Consider the following 26,134-nt stretch of genomic DNA (forward strand, 5'->3'; position numbering starts at 1 on the left):
CAAGCGGTTTGAAAACCCCTAACAGGGCCATTCGGTGTCAGGATTTGAAAATGTTGGGTGGCGCAGCACCGTTCCGGGGGCAATTCCCATGGCTTTTGCCAAGCCACCATTGATTTCGAGCACATGGGTCAGATCATCACCACCGAAAATCGGCGTTTCGTCCAAAGGCTGCGCGGAATGATGAATGTGACGCACGGTGCCCGTCGCGTCGATGAAGAGCATGTCCAGCTCGATCAGCGTATTGCGCATCCAGAACGACAGGGTTTGGGGACGTTCATAGACAAACAACATGCCCGCCGACGTTGGCATGCTTTCGCGGTGCATCAGCCCCTGGGCCCGTTCTTCCACATCATCGGCAATCTCAACGGCGAATCGCGCCTGCCCCCACTCCCCTTTCAGAAAGACGGTGTCATCGCGGCACTCCTGCGCCCCGGCGGCCTGCCCCAGAAACGCCAGACACAACGCCAGGCGGATCTTCATGTGTCGGAGGAATCCAGCGCCGCTTCCCAGGCGAAGACCTCGGCCGCCATATGGCCCCGCTTGCCTTCGATCACGCGCAGGGCCAGCGCCTCGCCGGGTGCCAGATCAGACAGGCCCGACCGGCGCAGCACTTCCATATGCAGAAAGATATCGTCACGACGCCCAAAGACATTGGCAAAGCCAAAGCCCTTGCCTTTATCGAACCATTTCACCCGTGCTGGCTCCAATGGCGCGGCGGCAACGATGGCCGGATCAAGGGCCGCGATATCAGAGAGGCCCACCGCCTCACCGGTTTGCGGCGGTTGCAGCGCAATCACCTGGGTTGCCTGCACCCCACGATCCGTACGCTGGACTTCGAGCTCGACCCGCGCGCCATCGGCGACGGAACTTTGTCCGAAATTCCGCAGCACATTCACATGCAAAAGAATATCAGGCCCACCGGCGTCAGAGACGACGAAGCCAAACCCCTTTACCGGATCAAACCATTTAACCAACCCAGAAACGGGGGACGATATGTCTTCGGTCTCGCTCACACGTAATCTTTCAATCGTCGCAGGGTCTTCTAGCATAGTATTTGCTGAAGTAACTTTCATGTTTGCAATTGAAACAAAATAAATTCCACCTAAAAACCCGCCTACAGAGCAATAATGCGATACACAAGTATCACGCGTCCGTGAAAATCTCAGGTTTTCCCGTCATGATTGAAAATCATGATGTAATCGTCTGATAAACCACTTCCCTTGCGATCTTTGCACATAATGCTGTGCGCTTACAAACACAGTTTTTAGGCGACTGAGAAGCGCGTCGCACCCCTAGGGGTTGAGACGGGTGATTGACCACTCCTCCTGCAGCGCCACACGGCGCCATTGAAACCGGTCATGCAGGCGAAATTCACCGTCTGCCCAGAACTCGATTTCCAGCGGTCTGATCCGAAAACCACCCCAAAAGGGGGGCCGTTTCGGGTTGGTGCCATGGGTCGCGGTGATCTTGGCAACCTCTGCCATCAAAGCTCCGCGGCTCGACAACGGGCGCGATTGTTTCGAGGCCCAGGCCCCCAGCCTGCTTTTCAGCGAGCGCGAGGCAAAATAATCATCTGCGGCAGGACCATCTTCGCGTTCCACCACACCCCGCACGCGGATCTGGCGGCGCAAGGTCTTCCAATGCATGACAAAGGCAGCCTTGCCTGATGCGTCCAACTCGCCCGCCTTGGCGCTCTCGTAGTTGGTGTAGAAGACAAAGGCGTCCGGCTCGATGTCTTTCAACAGCACCATACGCGCGTTAGGCAGGCCGTCGGCATCCACCGTGCTCAATGCGATGGCGTTTGGATCGTTGGGCTCTGCCTGTTCGGCCTCGGCCAGCCAGGCTTTTGCGATCTCGAACGGATCCTCGCCTGCGAATTTTCCACTTCTGCGTTCCATGGCACCCTCATTTGCTTACGCCACAGCAAGTGGCGGAAGTCGCGCAAAGGTCAAGGGGCAGCGGCGCAGGAACCGACCAGCCTTGATGGCCCCTGCGCAATCGCCTAAAGGTCTGACAGGATAAAAACACCACATATCAACCGAGGAACCTTCATGGGAAATGAGCTTCTGGCAGGCAAACGCGGCCTGATCATGGGTCTGGCCAACGACAAATCCATTGCCTGGGGGATCGCCAAAGCCTGCGCGGATGCTGGCGCGGAGCTTGCCTTCTCGTATCAGGGCGATGCGCTGAAAAAACGGGTGGACCCTTTGGCCGGACAGTTAGGCAGTGACATCGTATTGCCCTGCGACGTCGGCGATGAGGCGTCACTCGATGCGCTTTTCGACGCCCTCAAAGAGCGTTGGGGCACCTTGGATTTTGTGGTGCATGCCATCGGCTTTTCCGACAAAAATGAGCTGCGCGGCCGCTACGTCGACACCAGCCGCGGCAATTTTGCGATGTCGATGGATATTTCCGTCTATTCCTTCACGGCCGTGGTGCAGCGCGCCGAGAAGATGATGAACGCAGGCGGGTCCTGCCTGACGCTCACCTATTACGGCGCGGAAAAGGTGATGCCGCATTACAACGTGATGGGTGTGGCCAAGGCAGCACTGGAAGCCTCCGTGCAATATCTGGCCGAAGATCTGGGCAAGGATGGCATCCGCGTGAACGCCATTTCCGCCGGGCCGATCAAGACGCTGGCGGCCTCCGGCATTGGTGATTTCCGCTACATCATGAAGTGGAACGAATACAACTCGCCGCTGCGCCGCAATGTGACCACCGAAGACGTCGGCAAGGCGGCACTCTTCCTGCTCTCGGACCTGGGCTCCGGCACCACCGGCGAAAACCTGCATGTGGACGCGGGCTATCATGTGGTCGGGATGAAGGCGGTGGACGCACCGGACATGAGCAAGGACTAACCGGTGAGTGTCGAAAGCCTGATCGCGTTCAATCTGGTGCTGATGGCGGCCATCGCCAGCCCGGGTGCGGCGCTGCTTTATTTTATCAAGACCTGCGTGGCGTCAGGCCGTACCGCGGGGCTGGCCACAGGTGTTGGGCTGGGGGTTGCCGCCGCCTGTTGGACCCTGGGCGCACTGCTGGGTCTGGAGAGCCTGTTTCGCTTCTTTCCCTGGACCTACACAACGCTGAAAATCGGCGGCGCGCTGTATCTGATCTGGATCGCCGTGCAGACGTGGCGCCACGCGCACAAGCCCTTGAACGACACCAACCGCCCCAAGGGGCGCGCCTTCCTCTTCGGCCTGCTCGTGAACATCGGCAATCCCAAATCCATGCTCTTTGCCGCGGCGGTAATTTTGGTGGTGTTCCCGCAGGGGCTGACCGGGGCGGAAATCGGATTGATCGTCGCAAATCATCTGGTGCTGGAAATCAGCTTCTACAGCCTCTTTGCGTTTTTACTGTCGAGCCCGCCGGCGCGGCGCGGATATCTGAGCGCAAAACCCATTCTTGATCGCATCGCCGCAACCCTTCTGGGGGCGTTGGGGCTGCGTCTGCTTGTCGAAAGGACCTGACATGAGCAAAGATCCAAGCCGCCTGCCCCATGAGAAGGGTTTTCACATCAGTTGGGACCAGATGCATCGCGACAGCCGCGCTCTGGCGTGGCGGTTGGACGGGCAAGGTCCTGACGAAGGGGCCTGGCGCGCGGTTGTGGCCATCACCCGGGGCGGCATGGCCCCCGCAATGATCGTTGCGCGCGAGCTTGATATTCGCAAGGTCGATACAATCTCGGTTATGTCGTATCATTCCGGCGGCGGCAAAGCCGATCAGCGCCGCGATGCCCAAGTGCTCAAAGCGCCCAATGCAGAGGTGATGGGAGATGGCACGGGCATCCTGATCATCGATGATCTGGTGGACAGCGGCAAAACCCTCGAACTGGTGCGCACGCAATATCCCAAGGCGCATTTCGCCACCGTTTATGCAAAGCCGCAGGGCGAGCCACAGGTCGACACCTTCATCACCGGCGTCAGTCAGGATACCTGGATCTTCTTTCCCTGGGATATGGCGCTGCAATATGTCGAGCCCTATCGCGGCACCGACTGAGCCAAAGAGTTTAATGCCTCCGGCGGGGATATTTCCGGCCAGAAGAAACCGGTGTTGTTTCTGCAAAGGGACAGGCAGACGAAAGGGACGCAGATGATTTTGTCGCGAACGGCCACGACTTTTGCCCCGCCGGTGATGGAGGCGCGGCGCTGGCTGGAGGGCGTATGTTTTCCGGGTGATCGCCCGCTGATTAATGTCAGCCAGGCCGCACCGGTTGATCCGCCCCCCGACGCGCTGCGTCAGGTCATGGCCGATGTGGCCTTGGGGCGCGATGACGCGCATCTATATGGTCCGGTTTTGGGGTTGCCGGAGTTGCGCGAGGAACTCGCCGCACAGACCTCGCGGATATATCGTGGGGTGATCACCAGTGGCCATGTGGGGATTACCTCGGGATGTAATCAGGCCTTTGCCGCAGCCATCGCCTCGCTCTGCGCGGAAGAAGATGAAGTTATCCTGCCAACACCATGGTATTTCAACCATAAAATGTGGCTGGACATGTCCGGCGTCAAAGCAGTGCCGCTGAAAACCAACGCAGCGCTTTTGCCCGAACCTGAGGCCGCAGAGCGGTTGATCACGCCCCGCACGCGGGCCATCGCCCTGGTGTCGCCGAACAATCCGGCTGGCGTCGAATACCCTGCCGCGTTGATCCGCGCCTTCTTTGATCTGGCGCGGCGTCACGGCATTGCCCTGATCCTGGATGAGACCTACCGCGATTTTCATGGGCGGAGCGGCGCGCCTCACGGGCTGTTTGAAGATCCCGATTGGGACGACACGCTGATCCATCTCTACTCCTTCTCCAAAGCCTACCGGCTGACCGGTCACCGCGTCGGCGCGCTGGTCACGTCGCCATCGCGCCTGGCCGAGGTTGAGAAGTTTCTCGACACCGTTGCCATCTGCCCCGGGCAGATTGGCCAGCACGCGGCACTCTGGGGCATGCAGAACCTGGGCCAGTGGCTGGCCGGTGAGCGTGATGAAATCCTGGCCCGGCGCGCGGCGATTGAAACCGGGTTTCCAAAGCTCGCGGCACGTGGCTGGACGCTCTTGGGATCAGGCGCCTATTTCGCTTATATGGCGCATCCGTTGCCCATCAGTTCCGCAGAGCTGGCGCCGCGTCTGGTGCGTGATCAGAGCATTCTCAGCCTGCCGGGCACGATGTTTTGCCCCGATACGGACAGCGATGGCGCGCGACAGCTGCGCATTGCCTTTGCCAATCTGGATACGGCCGGCATTGGCGTGCTTTTTGACCGTCTGGCGGCGGTGGACACGGGCGTGTGACACCCCTTGCCCCTTAGGCCCGCTACGCATAGACAGAACGTCAAATCGTGACAAGCGCACAGGGTGATCATGGCCAAGGGCTCATCAAGCATTTCGAAAACCGCCGTCTGGATTCTGTTGGGTCTGCTGATCCTCGGATTGGGTGGCTTTGGCGCAACCAGCCTGTCGGGAAACATCCGCACCATCGGCAATGTCGGGGACATGCCGGTTTCGGTTGACAGCTATGCCCGCCAGCTGCAGCAGGAAATCCAGGCTGTTCAGCAACAGACCGGTCAGGTTCTGCCCTTTGCGCAGGCTCAGCAGATCGGGCTGGATCGCGCGGTGCTGCAACGCCTGATTGCCACCCGCGCGCTGGACCACGAAGCCGCACAAATCGGTCTGTCGATTGGCGATTCCAACCTGCGGGACCGTATTCTGGAAATCCCGGCCTTCCGCGGCGTTGATGGTGAATTTGACCGTGAGGGATACCGTTTTGCGCTGGAACAGAATGGCGTCACCGAGGCACAGTTTGAAACGCAACTGCGCGAAGAGGTTTCACGCACGCTGATCCAGGGCGCGATCCTCAGCGGTGTAATCATGCCGGATGCCTATGTGGATACACTGGTGAACTATGTCGGCGAGCAGCGCAGTTTTACCTGGACCCGTTTGGATGAGGTCAATCTGGACACGCCCATTTCCGCGCCGGATGACGCCACATTGCAAGCGCATTATGACGCCAATATCGATGCTTTCACGCTGCCCGAGACCAAGCAGATTACCTATGCGGTGCTCACCCCGGATGCCCTGATTGATGAGGTCGAGATTGCGGAGGCCGATCTGCGCGAAGCTTACGACCTGCGCGACAGCGAGTTCAATCAGCCGGAGCGGCGGTTGGTCGAACGCCTTGTCTATCTTGATGAAGACGCCGCCAATCAGGCAAAAGCGGCCCTGGAGGCTGGCAGCAGTTTCGAAGAACTGGTGGAGGACCGCGGTCTGGCGCTGGCGGATATCGACCTTGGCGATGTGACCGAAGCGGAGCTTGGCGCGGCGGGTGCAGAGGTTTTCAGCGCAAATGTCGGCGATGTTGTGGGCCCGTTGCCCAGCAGCCTCGGACCAGCGCTCTTTCGCATGAACGCCGTGTTGCCCGCGCAATTCGTCCCCTTTGAGGAAGCCCAGGCGATCCTGCGCCCGGAACTGGCTGCAGACCGTGCGCGGCGTCTGGTTGAGGCACAAGCCGAGAGCCTTGATGACATGCTGGCGGGCGGTGCCACGCTGGAAGAGCTCGACACCGACAGCGACATGGAGCTGGGTCAGATCGACTGGACCGCGCAAAGCACTGACGATATCGCGGCCTATGAGGCCTTCCGCAGTGCCGCGTCGGCGGTGACCATCGATGATTTCCCCGAGATCGAACAGCTTGACGATGGGGGCCTTGTTGCGCTGCGTCTCGATGCGGTGCTGCCGCCACGCCCGGCCCCGTTTGAGGAGGCGCGCGAAGATGTCCTGGCGCATTGGCAGGCCGCTGAGGTGGAGGCGCGCCTGACCGCACAGGTGGAAGCGCAATTGCCGCAGCTGCGCGAAGGCAGTGATTTTGCGGCCCTCGGCCTTGATGCGGTGCGCGAGGAAAACCTGCTGCGCAGCGATTTTGTGGGCGGTACCCCTCCGGGCTTCATGTCCGACGTGTTTGATATGGCGGAGGGCGATGTGGCGGTGCACCCGGATGAGGGTGCGATTGTGATCGTGCGTCTGGACGCCGTCGCCGCGCCCGAGGAGAACGAAGATACCGCCGCCCTGCGCACGCAACTATCGCAACAGGCGGGTCAGGCGCTGGCGCAGGATGTCTATGATATCTTCAACTCCGACGTCACGCTGCGCGCCAATCCACAGATCAACCCGCAGGCGCTGCAGGCCGTGCACGTCAATTTCCCCTGACCCATGGCCCTGACCCCCGACTTCAACGCCTTTGAGGCCGCCTATGCCGCCGGTCGCAATCAGATCGTCTATACCCGGTTGGCGGCGGATCTCGACACGCCGGTTTCGCTGATGCTCAAACTCACCGGGGCGCAGAAAGACGCATTTGTGCTGGAATCCGTGACCGGTGGCGAGGTGCGCGGGCGCTATTCGATCATCGGCATGAAGCCCGATCTGATCTGGCGCTGCCGGGGTGAGACCAGCGAGATTAACCGCGCGGCACGCTATGACGCCGATGCCTTCACGGCGCAACCGGGCAACCCACTCGACAGTTTCCGCGCGCTGCTGGACGAAAGCAAGATCGACCTGCCCGATGATCTGCCGCAGGCCGCGGCGGGCCTTTTTGGCTATCTGGGCTATGATATGGTGCGGCTGGTCGAGCATCTGCCGGACATCAACCCCGATCCGCTGGGCCTGCCGGATGCGGTGATGCTGCGCCCCTCGGTGGTCGCGGTGCTGGACGGGGTCAAGGGCGAGGTCACCGTGGTCTCCCCCGCCTGGGTGTCGGACGGGCAATCGGCGCGCGCCGCCTATGCGCAGGCCGCCGAACGGGTGATGGACGCGGTGCGCGATCTGGAACGGGCCATGCCCATGGCCACCCGCGATCTGGGCGAGGCCGAGGCCCCCGGCGCGCCGGTCAGCAATTTCACCCATGAGGGCTACAAGGCCGCCGTTGAGAAGGCCCGCGACTACATCCGCGCCGGCGACATCTTTCAGGTGGTGCCCGCGCAGCGCTGGTCCCAGGATTTCAAACAGGATCCGTTTGCGCTCTACCGCTCCTTGCGCCGCACCAATCCGTCCCCCTTCATGTTCTATTTCAACTTTGGTGGCTTTCAGGTCATTGGCGCCAGCCCGGAAATCCTGGTGCGAGTCTTTGGCGACGAGGTCACCATCCGCCCCATAGCAGGGACACGCCCACGCGGCGCCACGCCTGAGGAAGACAAAGCGCTGGAAGCAGACCTGCTCGCCGATCAGAAGGAACTGGCCGAACACCTGATGCTGCTCGATCTGGGCCGCAACGACGTGGGTCGTGTGGCCAAGATCGGCACCGTGCGCCCCACCGAGGAATTCATCGTCGAGCGCTACAGCCACGTGATGCATATCGTCTCCAACGTCGTGGGCGAGTTGCACGCGGGCAAGGACGCGCTGGACGCGTTTTTCGCGGGCATGCCCGCAGGCACGGTCTCCGGCGCGCCCAAGGTCCGCGCGATGGAAATCATTGACGAGCTGGAGCCGGAAAAACGCGGTGTTTACGGCGGCGGTGTCGGCTATTTCAGCGCAGGGGGTGACATGGATATGTGCATCGCCCTGCGCACCGCCGTGGTGCAGGATCAAAAGCTCTATATCCAGGCCGGTGGCGGCGTTGTCTACGACAGCGATCCAGAGGCTGAATACCAGGAAACCGTGCATAAATCCAACGCCATCCGGCGCGCGGCGGCGGATGCGGCACGCTTCTCGGGGCAAGGGAACAGCTGAGCCCATGCCGCGCCAGCCCTTTGATATTGCTGGGAAACGCATTGCGCCGGGCAGCAGCGAAACGGTGCATCTGCCGGTCTCCACCCTGCCCGATCACACGCCCGTCAATCTGTCGGTGCAGGTGCACCATGGCAAACGCGCGGGGCCCACGCTTTTTGTCTCCGCCGCCGTGCATGGGGATGAGGTGATCGGGGTTGAGATCGTTCGCCGCCTGTTGCGCGCGCCGCAGTTAAAAACCTTGCGGGGGACCTTGCTGGTGGTGCCGGTGGTCAATGCCTTCGGCTTTCTCAACCGCTCGCGATATCTGCCGGACCGGCGTGACCTCAACCGCTGCTTTCCCGGGCATCCTTCGGGATCGCTCGGATCACGTCTGGCGCATATATTTCTGAACGACGTGGTGCTGCGCTGCGATGTCGGGATCGACCTGCACTCAGCGGCGATTCACCGCACGAACCTGCCACAGATCAGGGTTTCACCGCGGGATGAGACAACCCGCAGCATGGCCGCGGCCTTTGGCGCGCCAGTGGTATTGACCTCCGCGCTGCGGGACGGCTCGCTGCGCGCCGAAGCCGCCGAACGCGGCACGCCGGTGCTGCTTTATGAAGCAGGTGAAGGGCTGCGCTTTGACGAAATGGCCGTGCGCGCGGGCGTCGCCGGCATTCTGCGGGTGATGCGCAGCCTGGATATGGTGGCCGCCAAAGGCATCGCCAAAGCCAAGGCGGCCCCCTATTTCTGCAAATCCTCCACCTGGCTGCGGGCGCCTGCGGGCGGGCTGTTGCGGACTTTCCGCGCCGAAGGCGAAACCGTCGAGGCAGGCGACGTCCTGGCGACGGTCTCGGACCCGTTCGGCGGCGTTGAGACGGATATGCTGGCCCCCTCTGACGGCATCCTGATCGGGCGCGCCATCCTGCCGGTGGTCAATGAGGGCGATGCGGTTTTCCACCTCGCGGCCCTGAGCCCGCGCGTGTCAGAAGCCACGGTCGAAGACCTGGCGACCCAGTTGGAAACCGATCCGCTCTTTGACGAAGACGAAATCATTTAGAGCGGCTGGCCGGGATCACAGCGCGCCGGACTATTGGGCCTTCAGGGCCGCCGAGACCGGCACCAGCGCCACACGCTCCGCCCGGTCCTGCAGCCCCCAGATCAGCAAGGCCGAGATCGTGTCTTCGCGCAACCGGCCCAACATGATCACACCGCCCTCATTGCCCGCCCGGAACGCGGCTTGGTCCAGAAATCGGCGGATCACGGTGGGGGATTGCTGTGAGCTGTCGAAATCGCGGAATACCACAGCCGAGGGCACACCCGCCTTAGCCGCGAGTTTCTGCACGGTGTTGAGGCCCTTGTTCTGGGTCACAAACCCATGGCCGGTTTCTGCAAGGATCTCAGTGACCTGCTGGGCCGCGTCCCGGCTGGACTGCACGCCCTCACCGATCCCTTCCAGCACGCCCACGGCTTCGGGCACCGCTTCCAGCGCCACGGCCAGTGAAACCTCAGCGTCCCGCGCCTTTGCCCCTTGTGGCAGATCGATGGTGGCCAGAACTTCAAACCCTTCGGCGCGGTAGGCCGCCATCCGCGCCTGTGCGTCCGGAAGGCTTGTGTCCACGGCAAAGCTGATCGGATAGGGAAAGCTGCGCAGCGCCGGTAACCCAATGGTATCGCGTGATAAATCAACGCCCTCATCCATCAACACGATCGCCATCACCGGCTTGTTGTCGACATTTTCAAAGGGCTGCGCATAGCGTTCCACTGGGCGCAGGTCTCCGGGTTCGGGGAGCGCGAGGTCCTCTTCGGCCTCCGGCAATTGCGTGATCGTTTCAGCATCAGGCTCGGTCTGACCTCCCAGCGTGGGCAGGCGATTGATTTGAACCTCCGGGGCCAAATTGCCCACCGTTCCGGCTGGGGTGCCAGGATTGGACAAAACTTCGTCAGCATCCGGCGTCTGTGCTGTCTGAACATCCGGCTCAGGTGTCGGTGTGGCCTCGGCGGGTGTTTCTTCGGGCGCGGGCACCGGATCCGGGGTCGCAACAGCATCAGGCGTGGCATCACCCTCTGGCACGGCATCCGCCTGCGCAATCTCATCATCCTGAGGGGTCGCTTCCGGCGCTTGCGAGGGCTGAACAGGCAGCGCTTCCGACGGGGCTTCAGGCACCTCCGGTGTCTCAAAGGCCTGCGTCTCTGTCGGAACATCCGGCAGCGGCGGCTGATCCGGATCGACAGAAATGGATGTCGACACCTCGGGCGCGGAGGCAGGTTCTTCGACACCTGTGGAAAGTCCTGACGAAGGCTGCGCGCTGCCAGGGGCCGTGGGTTGCACCGGATCTTCTGTCAACGCGAGCTCTTCTGTGACCTTTGGCGCGACGGGTTCTGCCGGGTCGGTCGAGACCGAAAGGGACGGCTCGGCTGAAGGCGCCTCAAGACCCGCAGAGGACGCGCCGGGCACCACCGGTGTCGTATTCTGGCGTGTCCCGATGCCCGGCTGGGATGCATCTACCGCCGGATCGCTCAGCGCGGAGGCCTCACCGGTTTCCGGTTGTGCCGCAGAGGCGGTTGCCTCTTTGGGAACCGCGGCCAGCGTATCGGGTTTCGGCGCGGGGGCTTTTGGGGCCTGCTGGCCGGTCACCGGCACCCGGTCGCCCTGCGATTGATTGGTATCTGACGCCACCGGGCGCGGCGCCTGGTTCGTCGCAGGCGCATTCGCCTTTACAGCTGGGGCCACCGGCCCCTCGGCAAAGGTCGACAACAGACCCAACGCGCAAATGCTTGCAGCGCTGCCCCAAAGAGCTCCGTTCAGAAAACCTCGTGCCACTCTCTGCTCACCTCGTTTCGCCCCCGACACGCGACCCGCGCGCGCATCAATGAACCGTCTACCCTGGTCATATTCCGACCTTTTGCTCTTATTTGCGCCCCTTGACGCGGCCTTGCAAGCCTGAACATGTATCCGTGATGTATATCGCGCTTGGGGCTTGCGCCTCCAGCCCCGAATTCGAAGTTTTGGACATGTTGCTGCTGATCGACAACTACGACAGTTTTACCTACAACCTTTTGCATTATCTGGGCAGCCTGGGGGCGGATGTTGTGGTGCACCGCAATGACGCGCTGGATGTGCAGCAGGCGATGGCGATGAACCCGGCGGGTATTTTGCTGTCCCCGGGCCCCTGCGACCCCGATCAGGCAGGAATTTGCCTTAGCCTGACGCTCGCAGCAGCGGAAACCCGCACACCGCTGATGGGTGTCTGCCTCGGACACCAGACCATCGGTCAGGCCTTTGGCGGCAAAGTCGTTCAGGCCAAGGACATCGTACACGGCAAAATGGGGCATATCCGCCATCATGGCAGCGGTCTTTTTGCGGGTCTGCCCTCGCCTTTTGCCGCCACGCGCTATCACTCGCTGACAGTGGACCGCGATACGGTGCCGGATGTGCTGGAGATCACCGCCGACCTGGAGGATGGCACGATCATGGGGCTGCAGCACCGCGAATTGCCGATCCAAGGGGTGCAGTTCCATCCGGAATCGATCCGGTCAGAGCACGGGCACGCATTGCTGCAGAATTTCCTGAACGAGATGAAAGTCCCGGCATGAGCGAGGCGCTGAAACCGCTGATCGGGGCCGCCGCAACGGGCCCGTTGACCAAAGATGAGGCGGAAACCGCCTTTGGCATTCTCTTTGACGGGGAAGCCACGCCCAGCCAGATCGGCGGCTTCCTGATGGCCCTGCGCACCCGCGGCGAAACCGTGGATGAATACGCCGCCGCCGCTGCCGTGATGCGGGCGAAATGCAATGCCGTGCAGGCGCCTGAGGGGGCGATGGACATCGTTGGTACGGGCGGCGACGGTAAGGGTACGCTGAACATCTCCACCGCCACCGCCTTTGTGGTGGCAGGCGCGGGCGTGGTCGTCGCCAAACACGGCAATCGCAACCTCAGCTCAAAATCCGGCGCGGCGGATGCGCTGACGCAGATGGGGCTGAACGTGATGGTCGGGCCTGCGGTCGTTGAAAAGGCGCTCAGCGAGGCTGGAATCGGCTTCATGATGGCGCCGATGCACCACCCCGCGATTGCTCATGTGATGCCCACGCGCGCCGAGCTTGGCACCCGCACCATCTTCAACATTCTCGGGCCGCTGACCAATCCGGCGGGGGTGAAACGGCAACTCACGGGCGCGTTTTCCCGCGACCTGATCCGCCCGATGGCGGAGACGCTGGGCGCGCTGGGGTCGGAAAAAGCCTGGCTGGTGCATGGCTCGGACGGGACTGACGAACTGACCATTACCGGCGTCTCCTGGGTCAGTGCCCTGGAAGTGGATGGCACGGTTTCCGAGGTCGAACTGCACCCGGAGGAGGCGGGGCTGCCGGTCCATCCCTTTGAGGCCATCATCGGCGGCACGCCTGAAGAAAATGCACGTGATTTCAAGGCGCTGCTGGACGGCGCGCCCTCCGCCTACCGCGACGCGGTGCTGCTGAATTCCGCCGCGGCCCTGCTGGTCGCCGATGCCGTGTCGGATCTGAAAGAAGGCGTGGAAAAAGCCGCCGCCGCCATCGACAGCGGGGCTGCGCGCGACAAGATCACCGCCGTGGCCAGGATCACCCAGGCCGCGTGAGCACTCATCGCCTGAACCACTTGGGCGCCTGGCCCGACCTGCCGTTTTTTACCACCGATTGGCCACGGATTGAGGCCGCCCTGCACGCCGAGCAGCGCCAGATCCTGCCCCCCGCCCCGCTGATTTTTCGCGCGTTGGAGCAGGTGCAGCCCGATGCGGTGCGCGTTGTCATTCTGGGCCAGGACCCCTACCCAACCCCCGGTCACGCGCATGGGCTCGCCTTTTCTGCTGAGGCCGATGTGTGCCCCCTGCCCAGATCGTTAGGCAATATTTTCAAGGAAATGCAGGGGGATATCGGGGGCTGCCCGCCCAACGCAGATCTGAGCTTCTGGGCAGATCAGGGGGTCTTGCTGCTCAACACCGTGCTGACTGTGCCCGCGGGTGAGGCCAAAGGCCATGACAAGCTGGGCTGGCAGATCCTGACGCGGCAAATCCTGGACCGGCTGGCGGACCAGCCCCGCGCCTATCTGCTCTGGGGGGCGGGCGCGCATAAGACCGCGCAAGGCGTCGATGCCAGCGCAAACCTGAAAATCGAAACGGCGCACCCCTCGCCGCTGTCCGCCCGGCGCGGGTTTTTCGGCTCCCGACCGTTCAGCCGCGTCAATGGGTGGTTGCAGGCGCGCGGCGCGCGGGCCATAAACTGGGCCAACCCGCCGGAGACATCATGACCGAAACGATCCTCGACAAGATCAAGGCCTACAAGCTCGAAGAAGTGGCCGCTGACATGGCGGAAAAACCACTCGCCGACGTGGAAGCCGAAGCCCGCGATGCCCCCCCTGTCCGCCCTTTTGCCGACGCGTTGCACCGGGCGACGCTTGATGGCTACGGGCTGATTGCCGAAATCAAGAAAGCGAGCCCTTCCAAAGGGTTGATCCGCGAAGATTTTGACCCCGCGACTCTGGCTGAGGCCTATGCCGATGGCGGCGCCACCTGCCTGTCGGTGCTGACCGATACGCCAAGCTTTCAGGGGGCCAAGGAATTTCTGGTGCAGGCGCGGGCCGCCTGCGACCTTCCGGTGCTGCGCAAGGATTTCATGTACGATCCCTATCAGGTGGCAGAGGCGCGCGCGCTGGGGGCCGATTGTATTCTGATCATCATGGCCTCGGTCAGTGACGATCAGGCCGAGGAGCTCGAAGAGGCCGCCGCCGCATGGGGGATGGATGCGCTCATCGAAGTGCATGATGCCGAAGAGCTGCAGCGCGCGAGCTATTTGAAAAGCCGCCTGATCGGCATCAACAACCGCAACCTGAAGACTTTTGAGACCTCGCTCGACACGACGCGCACCTTCTCGGGCGATGTACCCGCAGACCGGCTGATCGTTTCCGAATCCGGTCTGAGCACGCCTGCGGACCTCGCGGATATGGCCCGCTACGGCGCTCGGATTTTCCTGATCGGGGAAAGCCTGATGCGTCAGCAGGACGTCGAAAAGGCCACGCGCGATCTTCTGGTCAACCCGATGATTGCGACGGGAATGTAGCATGGCGGGAAAGCTGACCCATTTTGACAGCAAGGGCGACGCCCATATGGTCGACGTTGGCGACAAGCCGGTTACAGACCGCATCGCCGTGGCGCACTGCAACATTAAGATGCAGCCAGAAACCTTTGATATCATTTCAGAAGGCCGCGCGAAAAAGGGTGATGTTCTGGGCGTGGCCCGGCTGGCGGGGATCATGGCGGCCAAACGCACCTCCGATCTGATCCCCTTGTGCCATCCCCTGCCGATCACCAAGGTCGCGGTGGAATTCACACCCGATCAGACCCTGCCTGGGTTTCAGATCGAGGCGACGGTGAAGACAACCGGCCAGACCGGGGTCGAGATGGAAGCGCTGACCGCAGCCTCTGTGGCAGCGCTCACGGTCTATGACATGTCAAAAGCCGTTGATAAGGCGATGCAGATCAATGACCTGCGCGTGGTTTTGAAAGACGGCGGCAAATCCGGACGGTTCGAAGCGCAATGATCTCTGTCGCCGAAGCGCTGGATCAGCTGTTTGCGCTCGTGGCGCCGATGGACATCGAAACCATCCCGCTGCGGCAGGCGGCGGGCCGGGTGCTGGCCCGTGACGTCACCGCGGCCCGCACGCAACCGCCATTTGACGCCTCCTCCATGGATGGCTACGCGCTGCGCCGCGCGGAGGTCGAACCGGACGCGATGTTCAAGGTGGTGGGCGAAGCCGCCGCCGGGCACAGCTATCAGGGCCGTATCGGCGCCGGGCAATGCGTGCGCATTTTCACCGGCGCGCCGATGCCCCAAGAGGCTGATTTTGTTGTGATTCAGGAGGATGTCACGCGCCGTGGCGATGTCATCACCGTGAACCGGGACATGGACAGCAAGGACAATGTGCGCCCCGCAGGCGGCGATTTCAAAGCCGGGGACCGGATCGAAGCGCCGCGACGTCTGGGACCGCCCGATGTGGCCCTACTGGCGGCGATGAACATCGCCGAAGCGCCCGTCACGCGCCGCCCGGTGGTGGCGATCCTCGCCACGGGCGATGAATTGGTCATGCCGGGCGAGACCCCCGGGCCGGATCAGATCATCGCCTCCAACAGCTTTGGCCTGGCAGCGCAATTGCAGGCCGAAGGCGCCGAGGCGCGGATGCTGCCCATCGCGCGGGATACGGCGGCCTCGCTAAAAACCGCGTTCGAACTGGCGGCCTCCGCCGATCTGATCGTCACCATCGGCGGCGCGTCGGTTGGTGACTACGATCTGGTGGCCCCCGTCGCCGCAGAGCTCGGCATGGAACAATCCTTTTACAAAGTGGCCATGCGCCCGGGCAAACCGCTGATGGCGGGACGGCTGGACGGGGTGCCGATGATCGGGCTGCCCGGCAACCCAGTCTCGGCATTGGTTTGCGGCACCGTCTTCGTGGCCCCCATCGTGCGCGCTATGCTGGGATTGGGGATCGCCCCCGCGGCGCGTCTGCAAACAACGCTTGCCGCCGCGCTGCCGCCCAACGGGCCGCGCGAGCACTATATGCGCGCCACGGTGACGCCCGAAGGGTTGCGCGCCTTTGACCGGCAGGACAGCTCTCTGCTGACCGTTCTGGCGCAGGCCAACGCGCTTTTGGTGCGCCCGCCCCATGATCCTGCGCGCGCTATCGGGGAGCCCGTCGCCTACCTGCCGTTGTGACACCCCGCACCGAAAGCATTGACACAAAACGGGAACATCACTAGAACAAACGCAAATTCAGGCGTCGGAGGACCAAAAGATGCTCACCAAGAAGCAGTTGGATTTGTTGGAGTTCATTCACACCCGCGTGCAGCGCGACGGTGTGCCCCCCAGTTTTGACGAGATGAAAGAAGCGCTGGACTTGCGCTCCAAGTCCGGGATCCACCGATTGATCACCGCGCTGGAAGAACGCGGCTTTATCCGCCGCCTTGCCCATCGCGCCCGCGCCATCGAAATCGTGAAACTGCCCGAAAGCCTTGGCGGCGCCTCCACCTCCGGCTTCACCCCCCGGGTGATCGATGGCGACAAGCCCGATGCGCCCAAGCCCGCGAGCGCCCAGCCTGTGAGCACCAGCGCTGCAACCGAATTGCCCCTGATGGGACGCATTGCCGCCGGTGTGCCCATTGAGGCCATCAACCAGCAATCCCACAATGTCGCCGTGCCCAGCCAGATGCTGTCAGGCTCGGGCGAGCACTATGCGCTTGAAGTGCGCGGGGATTCGATGATCGAGGCCGGGATCAATGATGGCGACGTGGTGGTGATCAAGGAAACCAGCGTGGCCGACAATGGCGACATCGTCGTGGCGCTGGTCGAAGATCATGAGGCGACCCTGAAACGCTTTATGCGCAAAGGTCATGCCATTGCGCTGGAAGCCGCGAACCCCGCCTATGAAACCCGGATTTTCAACGAAGATCAGGTGAAGGTTCAGGGCAAGCTGGTGGGCCTCATCCGCACCTACTGACGCCATCTTTCGCTCTGGCTGCTGGCCCGATACCAGGGCGTCCAGAGCCGGTCACCAGTGACATCGCGCACCGATCTGAGGTGCACCCCGCTCTTTGTTTCGGTGATGGCCACAGCCCCCATATCCTCAAGCCGCTTTGGGTCCAGCAGCACGCAGCCGGACGCGTTTTTGGGCAGGTTCAGGTTGGCGACAATGATCTGGCCCTCGGCGCAGCCTGCGAACGTGGCCACCGCTTTCTTGCCCGCCAGATGGGTGACCTCGATACCGCCAGGCAGGGCCGCGACACGCGTTTCGGGCCAGCGTTCCGCCGCTGTCAGCTGATCCGTGGCCTCGCCATCGTTTTCCAGCCAGTTCTGCGCGACAAACCCGGCCCCTTTGGCTTTGCTCAGCGCGCGGCCTTCTGCCGTCATCACGCCGACCAGCGCGCCGTTCTCCGCAATCAATCCGATGGGTCGATCTGCATTGGCCCACAGCCAAAACGCCGCGAGCACCGGGAGGACGCCTACCAACCGGCTGCGCCCCTGCCATAAACATAGCCACAAAAACCCCAGGGCAATCATCGGCAACACCGCCATCCCTGGCCCGTGCACAAAAGATCGCGCGCCATCGAGACCAGCCACGAAACTGCCAACCTCCAAGATCCAGCGCAGCCCCCAGCCCATGATCCACAGGCCAATCCAGTCGAGACCGAAGGGCGCGAGCACCAGCGCCAGGACGGCCGCGGGAATGACAACCGTGCCCATCATCGGCACCGAGGTCAGGTTGGCGAAAAGACCGTAGTGTGAAATCGCGTTGAAATGCGCCGCCCCGATGGGGGCCGTGGCCAGACCGGCCACACCCGATGAAATCAATACCGCGACCACCGGCTTTGCCCAATTCGGGCCCATGGAAATCTGGTGATCCCGCATGTAGCCAAAAACCGCGACCAGCGCGGTTGTCGCGGCGAAAGACATCTGGAACCCGGGGCCCAACAGGGCTTCTGGCCGCAAGAAGAGGACAATCGTCGCCGCAATCGCCACGGCGCGCAGACTGATCGCCCGTCGGTTTAGCATCAGCGCGGTCAAGGCGACGGCCACCATGATGAAAGCACGCTCAGTCGCCACATTCCCGCCGGAGAGCGCGAGATACCCCGACGCCACAATCAGCGCTCCGCCCGCCGCCAGTTTGCGCGCGGGCACCCGCAGGGCCAGCGGCGGGATCAGCGCAAAAACGATCCGCAGAAGCGCAAAGACAAACCCGGTCAGCAGCCCCATGTGCAGCCCGGAAATGGCCAGCAAATGCGCGAGATTACTGGCGCGCAGGTCATCCAGCGCCTCCTGACTGATGGCGCTGCGCGCGCCCGTGGTAACCGCAACGGCAAAACCACCCACATCGCCGGGCAGGATGTCGAGCATTCGCGCGGCGACGGCCATGCGCACCTGAAAAATCACCAGCTCCCACTGGCCTTTTTCCGGCGGGGCGATCGCCAGCAAGGGCACGCGGGAATAGCCGACGCCGCCAAGCTGGCCGAACCAGGCATGACGCTGGAAATCAAAGCCCCCGGGCTCCACCGGACCACCGGGCGGCGAGATATGCGCCGTGGTGATCACCCGCAGGCCGGGCGTCGGCGCCACGCTGAGGCTTTGATCGCCGTGCAGGGAAATCCGCACTCTTTCGGGGGTGCGCTGCGGGCTGGTGCGCTCCAACACCACCTGATCGAGGGTCAGACGCAGCGCGTCCGAACTGCTGCGATCCATGTTGATGATGCGCCCCTCAACCGGGCCGTAATAACGCCACCCCATCTTGGGGCTGGCCACGTCATGCGCCCGGTGCGCGGCCAGAATGAACCCGGTGGCCACCAGAACAACCGCGATCAGGAGCGGGCTGAGGGCTTCGCCCATCCACCGCGTCGCTGCCAAGAGCAGCACAGCACCCGCGGCAACCGCGATCAGGAAAGACGTCGACGGTTCAAAGCGCAGCAAAAAGTAGCAGCCGATGCCGATGGCAAGGCACACAGGGATCCACTCAAAAAGCGACCCGCGCTGGTTGAGCAGGATGGCTCGGATCTGTGTCACGCAGCACCTCCTTGCCCCCGTTCACTGCACTGGATAGACAGACTTTCTAGGTTTACGCCCATCATGGTTACTGAAAGGTAAACGCCAGCATGTCAGCGCCCGTTGTTACCCGTTTTGCCCCCTCCCCAACGGGGTTTCTGCACATTGGAGGCGCGCGCACGGCGCTCTTCAACTGGCTCTACGCGCGAGGGCGCGGCGGCAAGTTCCTGTTACGGATCGAAGATACGGACCGTGCACGGTCCACACCGGAGGCGACGGCAGCCATCTTGCAGGGTATGGCCTGGCTGGGGCTGGATCACGATGGCGAGATCGTCAGCCAGTTTGAGAACGCAGACCGCCATGCAGCGGTTGCCCATGAATTGCTGTCGGCGGGCAAGGCCTACAAGTGTTTCGCGACGCAGGAAGAGATCACCGCGTTTCGCGAACAGGCACGGGCGCAGGGCACCAACACGCTTTACCGCTCGCCCTGGCGCGACGCGGACCCGGCGACACACCCCGATGCGCCCTTCGTGATCCGCATCAAAGCGCCGCAATCGGGCGAAACCGTGATCCGCGACCGGGTGCAGGGCGATGTCACCATCCGCAATGAGCAGTTAGATGACATGGTTCTGTTACGTTCCGATGGCACGCCCGTCTATATGTTGGCCGTTGTTGTAGATGACCATGACATGGGCGTGACCCATGTGATCCGCGGGGACGATCACCTGAACAATGCCGCGCGTCAGATGATGATTTATGAGGCGATGGGCTGGGATGTACCGGTCTGGGCGCATATCCCGCTGATCCACGGGCCGGATGGCAAGAAGCTCAGCAAACGCCACGGGGCCCTGGGCGCGCAGGAATATCAGATCATGGGCTTTCCGGCCGCAGGCATGCGCAACTATCTGGCGCGGCTGGGCTGGAGCCACGGCGATGACGAATTTTTTACCGACGCGCAGGCGCGCGACTGGTTCGATCTGGATGGGATCGGCAAAAGCCCCGCCCGGTTTGACCTCAAAAAGCTCGAAAACCTCTCGGGGCAGCACATTGCACAGGCCGATGATGCCGCATTGCAGCAAGAAATCACCGAATTTCTCGCCGCCGCGGGTCAACCTGCATTGACGCAGGGGCAGTCGGAGATGCTGAAACGCGCCATGTACTGTGTCAAAGAGCGCGCGAAGTCCCTGCCGGAACTTCTTGAAAAAGCACGGTTTGCTTTGGTTTCGCGCCCGGTCGACATCGATGAGAAGGCCGCGAAAAACCTCGATACGGTATCCCGTGGTATGCTGAGCGAATTGACGCCGCAGCTGCAAACTGATAGCTGGGACAGAGAAAATCTGGAGGGGCTCCTGAATGGCTTTGCCGCGCGCAAAGAAACCAAGTTCGGGAAACTGGCCGGGCCGTTGCGCGCGGCGCTGGCAGGCCGGGCCGCTACACCTTCGGTCTTCGATATGATGCTGGTTCTGGGCAAAGATGAAACCCTCGCCCGCTTGACCGACGCAGCTGAGGACGCGAGGCCATGACCTTGCACAGATAATTGGCCGGACGCGCTGAGCGTTCGAAGCCGGACGGCGGGCGCGCCCGCAAGTAAGACAGGAAGGACCACCAATGGCTGAAAGCACGAAATCCGCAACGTTGAGCATCGACGGCAAGGAATATGACCTGCCCATTTTTGCCCCAACCGCCGGGCCTGACGTGGTCGACATCCGCAAGCTCTATGCGCGGGCGGGTGTTTTCACCTACGATCCGGGCTTCACCTCGACCGCAAGCTGCGACAGCACCATCACCTTTATCGATGGTGACAAGGGCGAGCTCTTGCACCGCGGCTATCCGATCGACCAACTGGCCAGCAAATCGCATTATCTGGAGGTGTGCTACCTGCTGCTTTATGGCGAATTGCCCACACCGGCAGAGCTTGAGGATTTCGAAAGCCGTGTGACCATTCACACCATGCTGCACGAGCAGATGATGAATTTCTTCCGCGGCTTCCGCCGGGACGCGCACCCGATGGCCGTCATGACCGGGGTCGTGGGCGCGATGTCTGCCTTCTACCACGACAGCACCGATATTTCCGACCCGTGGCAGCGTGAAGTGGCCTCGATCCGGCTGATCGCGAAAATGCCGACCATCGCCGCGATGGCCTATAAATATACCATTGGCCAGCCCTTCGTCTATCCGCGGAACGATCTGGATTATGCCTCCAATTTCCTGCGGATGTGCTTTGCGGTGCCTGCCGAGAACTACGAGGTCAATCCGATCCTCAGCCGCGCGATGGACCGGATCTTTACGCTGCACGCGGATCACGAGCAGAACGCATCGACCTCGACCGTGCGCCTTGCCTCCTCCTCGGGCGCGAACCCCTTTGCCTGTATCGCCGCCGGCATTGCCTGTCTCTGGGGCCCCGCACATGGCGGCGCCAACCAGGCCTGCCTGGAGATGCTGAACGAGATCGGCACGCCGGACCGCATTCCCGAATTCATCGCCCGCGCCAAGGACAAGAATGACCCTTTCCGCCTGATGGGCTTTGGTCACCGCGTCTATAAGAACTTCGATCCCCGCGCCAAGGTGATGAAGCAATCTGCGGATGAGGTGCTGGATCTGCTGGGTGTCGAGAATAACCCGATCCTGCAGGTCGCCAAGGAGCTTGAAGCCGCAGCGCTTGCGGACCCCTATTTCGCGGACAAAAAACTGTTCCCGAATGTGGATTTCTATTCCGGCATCATCCTGGAGGCGATGGGCTTCCCGACGTCGATGTTCACGCCGATCTTTGCGCTCAGCCGCACGGTTGGGTGGATTTCGCAATGGAAAGAAATGATCGCGGATCCACAGAACAAGATTGGTCGCCCGCGCCAACTTTATCTCGGCGAAACAGCGCGCGATTACGTGGACATCGAAAACCGCTGAACGCGTCCCTCGCGTGCGGCGCCCGGTGGCGGGGCACGCGAGATTTAGGGCCCTGTGGTTGACGGTTGCACGTTCGCGAATCACACAGTGCGACACCAGGAAATTCGGCTTTTTCGCTGATATTTCCGGTGTTTGCCGCGCGCACTGTCTCCGATCCCGATCGGGAAATGTGTTCGAAATATGTCATTGTTTCGCGCCGGTGCATAATACTGCAGATTTCTTGACCTGCTTCCACGCCAGCCCCTAGGTTATCGCAATCGCCATGTGGGCGCGCAGATCCCTCGACCGATCCGGGCCGGGGAACGCGCAGTGTTTCGATCCATCTGGCCGAATTGGGTAGTCTTGGGGCCGGGCGCGCAAGTGCCGCTGAGGTGCACGTCGCATCCCCCTTTTGATAGTGTGCGAGGCGCAAATGGCACGTGACGGAAGCGAAATGCGATTCTCCGGGCAGGGTCTGGCGAGATACATGCCATTGGCCAGCGCCTGGGACAGCGGACCAGAGGGCGCCATCATCTCAGATGACGAGGCCAGCGCAGACAAGATCGCGGTGGTCTACAATAAGGGTGAGGTGCCGCCCGAAATCACGATTTCCGACGTCTCAGGCAGTGTGCAGACGGTGCTGGCCAATGGCGTGGCGGTGGCCGTTGTTGCCTGCGCCGATGGCCCCCGCCTGACCGTGGATGACATCCTGCTGGTGGAGCGGTTTGTGACCACCGTGGACGGGACCTAACGCCCTTCGAACCGTGCGGGGCGCTTTTCGGTAAAGGCCAGCACGCCCTCTTTGAAATCACGCGATTTGCCACAGTTGCCCTGCTGCTTGGCCTCGAAGGTCAGCTGGTCTTCCATGGAGTTGTCCCAGCTGCCGCGGATCACCTTCTTGATCGCGGCATAGGCGGCGGTTGGCCCCTGCGCCAGATGGGCGGCGCGGGCTTTCCAATGGGCGTCGAATTCTGCATCCGGCACCGCCTCCCAGATCATGCCCCAGTCATCGGCCTGTTGCGCGGTGATCTTATCGGCGAAAAGGGCGGCTCCCATCGCCTTGGCTGTGCCCATGGTGCGCGGCAACACATAGGTGCCGCCCGCATCCGGGATGAGACCAATGCGGGCGAAAGCCTGCAGGAAATAGGCGCTCTGTGCCGCAATCACCACATCCGCCGCCAGCGCCAGATTGGCCCCCGCCCCCGCCGCGGCCCCATTGACCGCTGCAATTGTCGGCACCGGGCACTCCACAATCGCGCGCAGCATCGGCGCGTATTCATCGCGCAGGGTTCGTTCCAGATCGAGGTTTGCCGCACTGACCCGGTCCCCCAGATCCTGGCCGGAGCAAAAGGCCCGGCCCGCGCCGGTCAACACCACAACACGCGCCGTCTTGCCCGCCTCGGAAACCGCATAGGCAATCTCGGCACGCATCTGCGTGCTCAGCGCATTCATCTTGTCGGGCCGGTTCAGCGTGATCGTCGCAACGCCATTGTCCAGCGTGCAGCTCAGCGTTTGATAGTCCATCTGGCATCCTTTTCCTCAGGCTCGCCCCGTCATATCAAACTGAGCGGTTCAGAAAAGGGCAACGAGACGTCACTCCTTGAGGATTTCGCGCAGGCGCGCGGCCTCGGCGTCGGAAAGGGCTTCCTCTTGTGGCGCGGCTGTTTTGGAGCGCCCGCGCAGATAACCATAGCCGACGCCCGTGGCGAGCAGCAGCATCAACGGGCCTGCCGCCCAAAGCAACCAGTTTGACCCGTTGACCCGCGGTGACATCAGGACAAATTCGCCGTAGCGCGCCACAAAGAAATCCAGCACGTCATCATCCGTTGCGCCCCCCGCCACCAATTCGCGCACGGTGCGCCGCGCGTCCTCCGCCCAATTGGCGTTGGAGGAGGCCACCGATTCCGACTGGCAGACCACGCAGCGCAATGCGTGATCCAGCGCCCGCGAGCGGGCCTCCAACCCCGGATCGTCCAGCATCTCATCCGGGCTGAGCGCCCAGAGCGGGCCCGCCAACATCACCAATATGAGGAGGAGGCGGATCATTCGGCGGGCACCGGAACAGCTTTGCGCGCGCCAGCCGCAACGCGGAAGCGCCGGTCCGATAGGCTCAAGAGGCCCCCCAGCGCCATCAGGCCGGACCCGATCCAGATCCAATTGGTGAGGGGCTTGATGTAGGTCCGCACCGCCCAGCCGCCACCAACCTGCTCGTCCCCGATCACCACGTAGACATCGCGCGCCAGATCATAGTCAATCGCGGCCTCGGTCGTCGGCATCTGGGCCACCGGGTAGATGCGCTTTTCAGGCCGCAGTTCGGCAATCTGGCGCCCGTCTTCGGCCAATGTGATGTAGCCGGTTGTCGATATGAAATTCGGCCCCTGGCTGGTGACGACATCGTTCAGCGTCAGCGTATAGCCAGCGACCTCGAAGGGTTCGCCAAACTGCGCGACGCGAATGTCTTCCTGTTGCCATGCCATCAGACCAGACACCCCCATCATGGTGATCCCGAGACCCGAATGCGCAACCATCTTGCCCCAATCCGCACGCGGCAAGCGGGTCAGCCGGGCCAACCGCCCGGACCCCCGGCCCGTGCGCTGCGCCAGATCGACGATGGTCCCCATCACGATCCACGCGGCAAGGAACATGCCAATGGGCCCAAGCAGGCTGCGCCCGGTCTGCATCGCAAAGGCCAACCCGCCGATGGCAAGCGCCAGCAGAAAGACATAGCGCAGCGGTTGCATGGCCCGCAGGATGCGCGCGCGCTTCCAAGGCATCGCCGATCCGATGGGCAGGATCAGCCCCAGAACAAGCATGAAGGGCGAGAATGCCATGTTGAAGAAGGGCGGTCCGACGCTGAGTTTGCGGTCAAAGAACATCTCTGCCACCAGCGGCCACATGGTGCCGACAAAGACGACAAAGCAGGACACGGCAAGCAGCAGGTTATTGGCCACCAGCGCGCTTTCACGGCTAACCACGCTGAACACACCTTTTGCTTCCATCGTACCGGCCCGGAAGGCAAAGAGCATCAACGCCCCGCCCATGAAAAACGCCATGATCATCAGGATGAACACGCCGCGTTCGGGGTCATTCGCAAAGGCGTGCACCGAGGTGAGCAGGCCGGAGCGGACGATGAAGGTGCCGATCAGCGAGAAACCAAAGGCGAGGATGGCCAGCAGGATGGTCCAGCTTTTCAGCGCTTCGCGTTTTTCCACCACAATGGCCGAATGCAGCAGCGCCGCAGCCAGCAGCCAGGGCATGAAGGAGGCGTTTTCCACAGGGTCCCAGAACCAGAAACCGCCCCAACCGAGTTCATAGTAGGCCCACCAGGAACCCAGCGCGATGCCGATGGTCAGAAACACCCAGGCCGCCAGCGTCCAGGGCCGCACCCACCTGCCCCAGGCCGCATCGACACGGCCCTCGATCAGGGCACCCACGGCAAAGCTGAAGGCCATGCTCAGACCCACGTATCCGAGGTAGAGGAATGGCGGGTGAAACGCCAAGCCGGGGTCCTGCAACAGCGGGTTAAGATCCTGCCCGTCGAACGGCGGCACGGCAAGGCGCAGAAACGGGTTGGATGTGAAGAGAATGAAGGCGAAAAATGCCACACCGATGGCGGATTGCACCGCCAGCACCCGCGCCCGCAACGTGGGTGGCAGATTGCCGCCAAACCACGCGGCCATGGCGCCAAATAGCGTTACGATGAGCACCCAGAGCAGCATGGAACCTTCGTGGTTGCCCCATGTCCCACTGATTTTATAGAGCATCGGTTTGGCGGAATGGCTGTTCAACGTCACCAGCCGCAGGCTGAAATCGGACACGATAAAGGCGTACATCAGCGCGCCAAAGGAAAAGGCCGTCAGGAAGAACTGCGCTGAGGCCGCCGGTTCCGCGACGGCCATCCAGGCAGGCCAGCGTTTGTGCGCCCCGATCAGGGGCACAATCATCTGAACGATGGCGACAATGAAGGCCAGGATCAGCGCGAAATGTCCAAACTCTGTAATCATGCCCGCAGTATACG

At 62.3% G+C, this 26,134-nt stretch carries 25 protein-coding genes; 17 read left to right on the top strand and 8 right to left on the bottom strand.

The genetic code is table 11. The features are described 5' to 3' along the window. Nucleotides 1–18: 18 nt before the first annotated feature. From Q1A20_RS01670 to pdxH, 3 genes are all read right to left on the bottom strand, one after another. A complete protein-coding gene (locus Q1A20_RS01670; protein ID WP_299404285.1) occupies nt 19–480 on the bottom strand; it encodes a DUF192 domain-containing protein in 462 nt (153 codons plus the stop codon). After that, nucleotides 477–1,049 carry a cold-shock protein gene (locus tag Q1A20_RS01675; RefSeq protein WP_299631113.1) on the bottom strand — a complete coding sequence of 191 codons (573 nt, stop codon included), beginning with the start codon at nt 1,047–1,049 and terminating at the stop codon, nt 477–479. The genes Q1A20_RS01670 and Q1A20_RS01675 overlap by 4 nt, the downstream gene beginning before the upstream one ends. 243 nt (nt 1,050–1,292) lie before the next feature. Continuing rightward, complete coding sequence (gene pdxH / locus Q1A20_RS01680) at nt 1,293–1,898, bottom strand: pyridoxamine 5'-phosphate oxidase (protein WP_299404283.1); 606 nt, start codon at nt 1,896–1,898, stop codon at nt 1,293–1,295. Between the two features lie 153 nt (nt 1,899–2,051). On the opposite strand from pdxH, the gene fabI reads away from it, so the two are divergent. The 7 genes from fabI (at nt 2,052) to Q1A20_RS01715 (ending at nt 9,739) form a co-directional block, all read left to right on the top strand. Further along, complete coding sequence (gene fabI / locus Q1A20_RS01685) at nt 2,052–2,858, top strand: enoyl-ACP reductase FabI (RefSeq protein ID WP_298969820.1); 807 nt, start codon at nt 2,052–2,054, stop codon at nt 2,856–2,858. Between the two features lie 3 nt (nt 2,859–2,861). Then, a complete protein-coding gene (locus tag Q1A20_RS01690) occupies nt 2,862–3,467 on the top strand; it encodes a LysE family transporter (protein WP_299915643.1) in 606 nt (201 codons plus the stop codon). Nucleotide 3,468: 1 nt separating this feature from the next. Then, nucleotides 3,469–3,996 (top strand): xanthine phosphoribosyltransferase, encoded by a 528-nt coding sequence (gpt, locus tag Q1A20_RS01695; protein WP_299404277.1) that lies wholly within the window; start codon nt 3,469–3,471, stop codon nt 3,994–3,996. 93 nt (nt 3,997–4,089) lie between these two features. Continuing rightward, complete coding sequence (locus tag Q1A20_RS01700; RefSeq protein WP_299915645.1) at nt 4,090–5,271, top strand: aminotransferase; 1,182 nt, start codon at nt 4,090–4,092, stop codon at nt 5,269–5,271. A 69-nt stretch (nt 5,272–5,340) separates the two neighbouring features. Next, nucleotides 5,341–7,182 (top strand): peptidyl-prolyl cis-trans isomerase, encoded by a 1,842-nt coding sequence (locus Q1A20_RS01705; RefSeq protein ID WP_299915647.1) that lies wholly within the window; start codon nt 5,341–5,343, stop codon nt 7,180–7,182. Nucleotides 7,183–7,185: 3 nt separating this feature from the next. Beyond that, on the top strand, nt 7,186–8,697 hold the full coding sequence (trpE, locus tag Q1A20_RS01710) for an anthranilate synthase component I (protein WP_299915649.1): 1,512 nt from the start codon (nt 7,186–7,188) through the stop codon (nt 8,695–8,697). Between the two features lie 4 nt (nt 8,698–8,701). Beyond that, complete coding sequence (locus Q1A20_RS01715) at nt 8,702–9,739, top strand: succinylglutamate desuccinylase/aspartoacylase family protein (RefSeq protein ID WP_299404267.1); 1,038 nt, start codon at nt 8,702–8,704, stop codon at nt 9,737–9,739. A 30-nt stretch (nt 9,740–9,769) separates the two neighbouring features. On the opposite strand, the gene Q1A20_RS01720 is transcribed toward Q1A20_RS01715, so the two are convergent. Further along, on the bottom strand, nt 9,770–11,503 hold the full coding sequence (locus Q1A20_RS01720; protein ID WP_299915651.1) for a divergent polysaccharide deacetylase family protein: 1,734 nt from the start codon (nt 11,501–11,503) through the stop codon (nt 9,770–9,772). A gap of 191 nt (nt 11,504–11,694) precedes the next feature. Here Q1A20_RS01720 and Q1A20_RS01725 point away from each other — a divergent pair, with 191 nt between their 5' ends. From Q1A20_RS01725 to lexA, 7 genes are all read left to right on the top strand, one after another. Further along, the gene (locus Q1A20_RS01725; protein ID WP_299915994.1) at nt 11,695–12,276 is read left to right on the top strand and encodes an aminodeoxychorismate/anthranilate synthase component II; all 582 of its coding nucleotides are present in this window, start codon (nt 11,695–11,697) and stop codon (nt 12,274–12,276) included. Continuing rightward, nucleotides 12,273–13,292 (top strand): anthranilate phosphoribosyltransferase, encoded by a 1,020-nt coding sequence (gene trpD / locus Q1A20_RS01730; protein ID WP_299915653.1) that lies wholly within the window; start codon nt 12,273–12,275, stop codon nt 13,290–13,292. Before Q1A20_RS01725 ends, trpD begins: the two co-directional genes overlap by 4 nt. Then, nucleotides 13,289–13,960, top strand: a complete 672-nt coding sequence (locus Q1A20_RS01735) for a uracil-DNA glycosylase (protein ID WP_299915655.1) — start codon at nt 13,289–13,291, stop codon at nt 13,958–13,960. The genes trpD and Q1A20_RS01735 overlap by 4 nt, the downstream gene beginning before the upstream one ends. Beyond that, nucleotides 13,957–14,769, top strand: a complete 813-nt coding sequence (gene trpC, locus Q1A20_RS01740) for an indole-3-glycerol phosphate synthase TrpC (protein WP_299915657.1) — start codon at nt 13,957–13,959, stop codon at nt 14,767–14,769. Before Q1A20_RS01735 ends, trpC begins: the two co-directional genes overlap by 4 nt. 1 nt (nt 14,770) lies before the next feature. Continuing rightward, nucleotides 14,771–15,250 carry a cyclic pyranopterin monophosphate synthase MoaC gene (gene moaC / locus Q1A20_RS01745; protein WP_298969831.1) on the top strand — a complete coding sequence of 160 codons (480 nt, stop codon included), beginning with the start codon at nt 14,771–14,773 and terminating at the stop codon, nt 15,248–15,250. Continuing rightward, nucleotides 15,247–16,419, top strand: a complete 1,173-nt coding sequence (gene glp, locus Q1A20_RS01750; RefSeq protein ID WP_298969832.1) for a gephyrin-like molybdotransferase Glp — start codon at nt 15,247–15,249, stop codon at nt 16,417–16,419. The genes moaC and glp overlap by 4 nt, the downstream gene beginning before the upstream one ends. A gap of 79 nt (nt 16,420–16,498) precedes the next feature. Beyond that, nucleotides 16,499–17,200 carry a transcriptional repressor LexA gene (gene lexA, locus Q1A20_RS01755; RefSeq protein ID WP_298969833.1) on the top strand — a complete coding sequence of 234 codons (702 nt, stop codon included), beginning with the start codon at nt 16,499–16,501 and terminating at the stop codon, nt 17,198–17,200. Here lexA and Q1A20_RS01760 read toward each other — a convergent pair. Further along, nucleotides 17,194–19,254, bottom strand: a complete 2,061-nt coding sequence (locus Q1A20_RS01760; protein WP_299915658.1) for a ComEC/Rec2 family competence protein — start codon at nt 19,252–19,254, stop codon at nt 17,194–17,196. The genes lexA and Q1A20_RS01760 overlap by 7 nt on opposite strands. 89 nt (nt 19,255–19,343) lie before the next feature. Between Q1A20_RS01760 and gltX the strand changes: the two genes are divergently transcribed. The 3 genes from gltX (at nt 19,344) to Q1A20_RS01775 (ending at nt 22,867) form a co-directional block, all read left to right on the top strand. Further along, entirely contained in the window at nt 19,344–20,756 is a 1,413-nt protein-coding gene (gene gltX / locus Q1A20_RS01765) for a glutamate--tRNA ligase (protein ID WP_299915660.1), read from the top strand. An 85-nt stretch (nt 20,757–20,841) separates the two neighbouring features. After that, entirely contained in the window at nt 20,842–22,137 is a 1,296-nt protein-coding gene (gene gltA / locus Q1A20_RS01770; RefSeq protein WP_299915662.1) for a citrate synthase, read from the top strand. Between the two features lie 412 nt (nt 22,138–22,549). After that, nucleotides 22,550–22,867: a hypothetical protein gene (locus tag Q1A20_RS01775; protein WP_299404240.1), complete on the top strand. Its 318-nt coding sequence runs from the start codon at nt 22,550–22,552 to the stop codon at nt 22,865–22,867. On the opposite strand, the gene Q1A20_RS01780 is transcribed toward Q1A20_RS01775, so the two are convergent. The 3 genes from Q1A20_RS01780 to Q1A20_RS01790 form a co-directional block, all read right to left on the bottom strand. Beyond that, the gene (locus Q1A20_RS01780) at nt 22,864–23,640 is read right to left on the bottom strand and encodes an enoyl-CoA hydratase-related protein (RefSeq protein WP_298969838.1); all 777 of its coding nucleotides are present in this window, start codon (nt 23,638–23,640) and stop codon (nt 22,864–22,866) included. The two genes, Q1A20_RS01775 and Q1A20_RS01780, sit on opposite strands and share 4 nt — an antisense overlap. Before the next feature lie 69 nt (nt 23,641–23,709). Beyond that, entirely contained in the window at nt 23,710–24,162 is a 453-nt protein-coding gene (locus tag Q1A20_RS01785; protein WP_299404238.1) for a cytochrome c-type biogenesis protein, read from the bottom strand. Beyond that, nucleotides 24,159–26,120 carry a heme lyase CcmF/NrfE family subunit gene (locus tag Q1A20_RS01790; RefSeq protein ID WP_299915664.1) on the bottom strand — a complete coding sequence of 654 codons (1,962 nt, stop codon included), beginning with the start codon at nt 26,118–26,120 and terminating at the stop codon, nt 24,159–24,161. Before Q1A20_RS01790 ends, Q1A20_RS01785 begins: the two co-directional genes overlap by 4 nt. Nucleotides 26,121–26,134 lie beyond the last annotated feature (14 nt).

The sequence above is a fragment of the uncultured Roseobacter sp. genome (genome assembly GCF_947501835.1).
Taxonomy (GTDB): domain Bacteria; phylum Pseudomonadota; class Alphaproteobacteria; order Rhodobacterales; family Rhodobacteraceae; genus Roseobacter.